Genomic DNA, 7,136 nt, shown 5'->3' on the forward strand with positions numbered 1-7,136 from the left:
TTCGCCTATCCTCGCTATATGTATTCTTTAATCTTTTTTCCTTATGTCATATAAAATATCAGTTATATCAATTTCAAAACCTAAGGTACCAGAAATATCAAACTTCAAATAACATCAAGTTCCAGATGAATTCTTAGTAGAAGCCTGTATTATCTGGTTCAACTTGACCTTGACACATGCCTGGTAGAGTTTTTGATAAAACTTTTTTGAAAAAGTTCAGTGCAACTTATTGTTTCGCGTCTCTGTGCACAGGATACTATTTTTTAAACTCATATAACAAAAACGTTCTGAATTGAAAAAGAACCGTTGTCTACAAAAAGGTTGCTTTCAGGATAAATAAAAAGAGAAATCAATTACGAAAGCCCGATAGAGTTTCGGTTTTAACACTGAAACCGATTGAACTGTAAGTTACAGGAGGCATTTTTTATGTTTACAGGAGGCATTTTTTATGTTATCAGTTTTATCCCTTGTCTTAGGATTATCTCTTATCTTCGAACCTTATAGTGTATTTTGTTTCTTTATCTCGTTCAAGCTCGATTGTTCCGTTAATCTGCTCAACGAGAGCATTTACAAGTTGCAAGCCCAGGGTTTTCGAATTTTTGAAATCCACTTCTTCTGGAAAACGGGCCCCGTTGTCTGAGTATACAAGGGTAAAACTTGAAGACAATTCTGAAAATTTCTTTTCGGCTGCTTCGACTGTTTTTTGACATCCGATTTCATTTCGGGAGAGGGAAATCCTGATCTTTCCTTCTACTCCATTTGGAAACGCGTATTTAAGGGAGTTTGAGAAAAGTTCATTAATTATGATTCCCAGTGGAATTGCAGTATCAACTCCAAGAAGCGTACTGTCTACCTCAAGGATAAGCTTGATCTTCTCGTTTCCGATTCTGTAAGAGTGCAGAATGTCCGCAGTCAGTTTCCGGAGGTATGCTGCAAAATCAATACTTGCTGCATTTTCTGACTTATAGAGCTCTTCATGAATAATAGACATGGAAACTACACGGTTTTCGCTTTCCCTGAAAGCTTCAATAACCTTTTTGTCTTTGAACTTGTCAGCCTGAAGGCTAAGCAGGGAGGAGACTATCTGAAGGTTATTCTTGATCCGGTGGTGAATCTCTCTCATTCCAATTTTTTCGGCTTTCTCAAGGGTTTCCTCAGCGATTTTCCTCTGGGTAATGTCATAGACATACCCCTGGATAAATGCAGTTTCTCCTGAAGTGCTGCATACGTTGTGGATTAACTCATGAGCCCACCTTACACTTCCATCCTTCCGCCTGAGTCTGTAGTCGTACTCCATAATGGAATTCGGGGAGGAAACCATTTTATCCCTAATCAGATGTAGCAATGACTTGTCTTCCGGGACAACAAGGTCAAAGAATTTTATTTTATTGGAAATAAATTCTTCTTCGGTATATCCGGTTATTTCGTCAAGGGCTCCCTCAAGCAAGAGGAGATTAAAATTCCTGTTAAGTTTAAACGAAATTCCTTTGAAATTCTGTAAAAATGACCTGTAGAGTTCTTCGTTTTCTCTCAATTTTTCTGAAGACTGTTTAATCTCGGTAATGTCTTCCATTACCCCAAGAGCCCGGCATATGCAGTCTTCGTCATCTCGCAGATACACTCCTTTATTTTTTACACAAATATAGCTCCCGTCCTTTCGCTTGAACCTGAATTCTTCATTGAATTTTTCTCCTGTGTTCCAGCAATTTTTCAATGTCTGTTGCACTCTTCTGTAATCTTCCGGATGAATATGCTCGAGCCAGTCGTAAAAGTCCAGATTTTCAATCTCTTTATTACTATAGCCTGTGAGCTCCATAATTGCCCCTGCCCACTCAACATGGCCGTTTTTCAGGTCAATATCATATATCAGTTGCCCTGTCTGTTCTGCAATAATGCGGTATCTCTCCTCACTTTTTTGCAGCTTTTCCTCCATTTTTTTGCGCCCTGTAATGTCAAGCATTACTCCTATAAGCCCTTCTATAGTCCCGCAGAAACTTTTGTACACAGCCTTGTTAAAAATGAAGTCTCTTCTGATTCCATCAGAGCACACCATTTTGGTTTCGTAAGTATGGCTTCCACCTTTCTGGAACAATTGCTTGTCCATTCTTTCATAAATCTCCTCGAGTTCTGAAGAGGGTGCTTCGAAAAGGTCGTATGTGGAGTGCCCGGCTATTTTTTCTTTTGAACTTCCAAGAATCATTTTTGCAAAGAGCTCGTTGCAGCCCTGATAAATGCCTTCTCGGTCTTTGTAAAACACTGGAGCCGGAATAGTATCCAGCAACGTTCCTAGGAAATACACCTTGTCCTGAAGTGCGGCTTCCACTTCTCTTCTTTGAACTGTAAATGAAAGGATTATTGCAACGGCGTTCAGAAAACGAGTATCTTCCTCGGTAAATTTCTCCTTTTTCGTGCTGTGAGCTGTCAGCACTCCATATGGATTTTCAATACTTCCTATGAGCAAACTTATTCCACTGATTATATTCTGAGAGTCCTCAAGGCCCATTATTCTGAAGGAATTCTTCCTATCAAGTCTTTCTAACAGGACAGGGTGGCCTGAAAGTACAGTATAGCCAGCTCTTGAAGCTGAATCTTTTTTAATGATCCTACCTGCGTTCTCAGGCTTCCAGCCAACCCCTGTCTCAAATATAAAATTCCCATCAGGCAAGAGTTTCAGGACGCAGCAATATTCTACGCCAAGAGTAGCTGCAACCAGAGGCAGAGCTTGATCAAGCAGAGCCCGAAAATCCGGGACTTTGAGAGAGATCCCGGAAATTTGGAAAAGCACTTCATACTCTCTTTTTCTTAAGAGTAGTTTCTCTTCGGCCTTTTTGAAGGAAGTGATCTCAAATCCAGATATAATAGTGCCTTTGGAGGCAAGTGAGGGAGTAAAAACGATTGAATAAATCTTCTCGCCCGCTTTCAGTTCGTCCTGCTCGGATTTTTTTCGGGCTGCTACTCGCCTGGTAGTCTTCAGGATTTCATCAGGCGCTTTTTCTCCAACCTGACTTTTAAGAGCTTCAAGTAAGGATTCTCCTGCTTTATTTGCGTAAAGAACCGTTCCTTCGGTCCCTATTCGCAGGACAGGACCAGGGCTATTTATCAGAAACTCGGCCATCCAGTTTTCTTCGATTTCCATACCCATATTGTAGTTCCGATTTATGTCAGAGCCATCAATTGCTGATTCTCTGCTCATTTCTTAGTAAATTTCTATAAATTTTACATTTATTTATGCTAGAGTTCAAACTCAGATCTATTTTTTAAGCATTATCTCGAGAATATCTTAAATTTTCTAACATATTAATATTCTGCTAATTTACCCTAAATTAATTTTATGTTTGAATAAAGATTTGTAGAGCCTATATAAATGACAATGAGTATTTATAAAAGACCTTATATTTGTGAATCTGTAAGTCTAGAAAAGGTTTACAGTAATGTCTGAAAGAATTTTTGGTTAAAAATATTTAAAAGTTAAATATGTTTGGTAAAGAACAAAAGTTTGGGAAAAACATTTGAATAATATAGAAGCCAGTAACGAAATCCAGATTAAAGCTTAAACTTGTAAGGAAGGTGTTTTTGTGGAGGATCTCAATCTACTCAAGAGAAAACTCGATAATATGAACATAATTGAGCTTTCTGAGTATGTAAAGGAGAATTATCCTGAAAATGAGGAGCTCTGGATAGGGTCCAAAAAAATAATCATTAGAAAAATCCTGAATTTTGAAAGAAACAGGATGAACGAAGAGGATTTATAATATGCACCGCTTTTCAAGCTTAACTTCAAACTTTGTTGAATCTTTCTTTGGGGGCTCCGCATCTCGGGCATTTCCATGATTTTGGAAGGTTTTGAAAAGGCGTATCCGGAGCTATAGATTGTGAGGAATCCCCACGATCTGGGTTGTAAAGGTATCCGCAATTGCCGCATCTGTACATTCGAATCACCCTGTTTTTATGGGCCTCAGTTAGTTTCAAAATTCGTGTTCTGTGTCCTTTAGATTAAAAGATTTTTTACTCAAGTCTTCGTCCTGTTTTTATATCCAGCCCCGGAGCTGCATGGCTTCAACCACCCTGCCGACAGCAAGTGTATAAGCAGCCTGACGCATCTCGACATTGTTTTTTGAGGCGAAATCATATACCGACCAATATGCTTCTTTCATCTTTCTCTCCAGACGATTCTGAACTTCCTCTTCTTCCCATTGTGTGCTTGACTGGTTCTGTACCATTTCAAAGTATGAGACAATAACTCCGCCTCCGTTGCAGAGAATATCGGGAATGATATGAACCCCTTTTGAGTTAAGGATTGCTTCTCCTTCGACTGTAGTTGGGCCATTAGCCATCTCGGCAAGAATCCTGGCTTTAATTTTTCCCGCGTTCTCTTGAGTTATTATGTTTTCAAGAGAAGCCGGGATCAGGATTTCGACATCCAGTTTTAGCAATTCTTCGTTAGTTAGATTCTTTGCTCCCGGATAGTTTAACACCGAACCAGTTGAGTGCTTATGGCCTGAAACGTCTTCGGGGTCAAGCCCATCGGGTGAAAAGACCGCACCTTTGCTGTCGCTTACAGCCACAACCTTACAACCGTACAGTTTCTTTGCAAGATAAGCAGCATGATATCCTACGTTTCCGAAACCATGAACTGCAACCCTTGAAGCTTTCAGGCTTATTCCAAGTCTTTCTGCGGCTTCCCTTATGGTGTATAAACCGCCTCTTGCCGTGGCATCGTACCTGCCTGCCGAGCCTCCAAGGCTTGTTGGCTTGCCTGTAATGGAACCAAACACGTTCTTGCCTGCAAGTTTCGAGTATTCGTCCATCATCCAGGCCATAACCTGCGGATTTGTATAGACATCAGGGGCAGGGATATCCCTGTCCGGGCCTATTATCTGGTAAATCTCACGGATATAGGCCCTGCTCAGGCGCTCGATTTCCCAGTGTGAAAGTTCTTTTGGGTTGCAAATAACCCCACCTTTTGCTCCTCCGAGAGGCAGCTTATGAAGGGCACATTTCCAGGTCATAAGGGCTGCAAGGGCTCTCGTTGTTTCCATAGTATTGTCGGGATGGAAACGCACACCTCCTTTTGTGGGACCCAGAACTTCATTGTACTGCACCCGAAAGCCTTTAAAAACTTTTATAGAACCGTCATCCATGCGGACAGGCAGGGAAACATAGAGTTCTCTCATAGGCATTTCCAAGAACGCTTCCATATCAGGCGTGAGCTTAAGGCCTGCAGTACATATACACAGGTGCTGCTTAACGTCTTCAAGGAGCTTGGAACGAAAAACCAGAGTTACCCCCTTTAAATAATGGGCTTCCGATAGTTAAATATCTGCTGGAAACGTGACCCTTCTGCACACCTTACATTTAAAAAGCAGCGTGGGCCTCAAATCCTTTCTGTTTCTTTCCAAATCCTTTTTGTCCCTTTCATCTGAAACCAGAAAATATAAAAAAGCCTTAATTTTAATGGATTTTGCGATCATTTCAAAAGAGTGTCCTTAAGAATGTTCCAAAAGCTTTCATGAGTCTTAAGGAATTTCCTGAAAACATGAGCTTTTTCAGAAGGATGGAAGGATGGTCCATGTCTCCGTACTCGGTAATTGTGTCGAGAATCGAAGGGGTGTTTAGCGAACCTATAAGGTCATTGAGTTGCCTGTCTTCCAGCTTCCCTACGTAGTCATGAATTTTCATGCCTACTTCAAGCTCTCTTCCAAGGCCTTTCCGCCATAGACGGTCATATTCGGAAAGCCGCTCTGCCGAGGTATCTCCTTCAAGGGCAGCCTGTGCAGCAACTTTTCCAGCAATTTTCGCCGCAAAAGCCCCTGTGTAGATTCCTCCTCCTGATGTAGGTTTTGTCTGCCCTGCCGCATCACCAACAAGCAGAATCCCGTCCGACACTGTTTTTTCCTGAGGGCCTATCGGGATTCCCCCTACTACAAAATCAAGCATACCTCCTGAGTATCTCGCTTTTACATGAGGGTTGGAGCGGAGGAATTTCTCAAGATAAGAAAGAGGGGAACAGTCTTTCTGACCGTTTTTCCAGGCAAGCCCAGGTTCAAGGGCAAGCGCGATTCTTGAAATTTTTTCATTAACCGGTACGGTCCAGGCAAAAAAACCAGGAGCAACAGAACCTGGGAAAAGTTCTACAAAGTCGCTGTCATCCGAGGCATATGGGGCTTCTATCTGGATACCCGGAAGTACTCGGGCAGGTTTTTCAAGCCCAGCATAGCTGGCTATCCGGCTTTTTACACCGTCTGCCCCTATCACAGCGGATGCGCAGATAGTTTCAGGCTTGCCGTGCCTGAGTATCTTGAGCTTTACCTGAGAATTTTGCTGTCTTTCCTTCTCGGTTTCCGAATTCTTTTTTTCGAATCCCACAGCCCTTGTCCTGAGAGAGAGTTCCACACCTTCTTCCACAGCCATTACTGCAAGGGCGCGGTCGAAGTTTTTCCGTGAGACCACATACGCTTTGGTCTGCTTTCCATCGATTGGCAGGCACTGCCCATCCGGAGCATGTACGAAGGCTCCGCGTACGGAATTGAACACAAATTCATCCGAAGGTTTGAGCTCGCATTCTGCAACCGCTCTGGTGCTCAAAAGTCCGGTACAGCTTACAGGAGACCCGATGGACGCATGCTCTTCAAGCAGGAGGACCTTTGCCCCATTCAGTGCTGCATAGCGAGCTGCAGTGGATCCCACAGGTCCGGCTCCAACCACAACAACATCATATTTCATACGTATTACCTTCGAGAATAAGCCCTTACCATAGCAGGAAACTTAATATATTTAAGATTTATAAATATATTTAAATTGCAAACCTAATAATTGCAAACCTAATAATTGCAAACATAATTTATGGCTAAAGTTATACAATTTTTGGAAAATTCTTTCTTATCGATTTGAGTGATCTTTTATCGATTAGAGTTGCTTTTTATTGACCAGGAAGTTTCTGTCGGATTATGATTTTCCCTTCATCAATTAAGACAAAGCTTTGCCAGGTTATCTTTCTTCAATCAGGCTGGCTCCTTATTGAGCTTATGAGTTCCAATTAAATCTCTAATATCACTTAAAGTCCATATAAGTATTTTTAGATCCCATAACTTTACACGCTTCACAATCTTCATATATTGATAAATGTATTCACCGTG

At 41.5% G+C, this 7,136-nt stretch carries 5 protein-coding genes; 1 reads left to right on the plus strand and 4 read right to left on the minus strand.

Going from position 1 to position 7,136, the window contains the following annotated elements; translation table 11 throughout:
- Positions 1-478: 478 nt before the first annotated feature.
- Positions 479-3,193, minus strand: a complete 2,715-nt coding sequence (locus BP621_RS09670; protein ID WP_292389431.1) for a PAS domain S-box protein — start codon at positions 3,191-3,193, stop codon at positions 479-481.
- A 382-nt stretch (positions 3,194-3,575) separates the two neighbouring features.
- Between BP621_RS09670 and BP621_RS09675 the strand changes: the two genes are divergently transcribed.
- Positions 3,576-3,752: a hypothetical protein gene (locus BP621_RS09675; RefSeq protein ID WP_292389433.1), complete on the plus strand. Its 177-nt coding sequence runs from the start codon at positions 3,576-3,578 to the stop codon at positions 3,750-3,752.
- Between the two features lie 25 nt (positions 3,753-3,777).
- Here BP621_RS09675 and BP621_RS09680 read toward each other — a convergent pair whose 3' ends face one another.
- The 3 genes from BP621_RS09680 to BP621_RS09690 form a co-directional block, all read right to left on the minus strand.
- Positions 3,778-3,969 carry a rubredoxin gene (locus BP621_RS09680; RefSeq protein WP_292389435.1) on the minus strand — a complete coding sequence of 64 codons (192 nt, stop codon included), beginning with the start codon at positions 3,967-3,969 and terminating at the stop codon, positions 3,778-3,780.
- A gap of 59 nt (positions 3,970-4,028) precedes the next feature.
- Positions 4,029-5,180 (minus strand): Glu/Leu/Phe/Val family dehydrogenase, encoded by a 1,152-nt coding sequence (locus tag BP621_RS09685; RefSeq protein ID WP_292389439.1) that lies wholly within the window; start codon positions 5,178-5,180, stop codon positions 4,029-4,031.
- A gap of 292 nt (positions 5,181-5,472) precedes the next feature.
- Entirely contained in the window at positions 5,473-6,723 is a 1,251-nt protein-coding gene (locus tag BP621_RS09690; RefSeq protein ID WP_292389436.1) for an NAD(P)/FAD-dependent oxidoreductase, read from the minus strand.
- Positions 6,724-7,136 lie beyond the last annotated feature (413 nt).

The organism is Methanosarcina sp. UBA5 (assembly GCF_002505485.1).
GTDB lineage: Archaea > Halobacteriota > Methanosarcinia > Methanosarcinales > Methanosarcinaceae > Methanosarcina.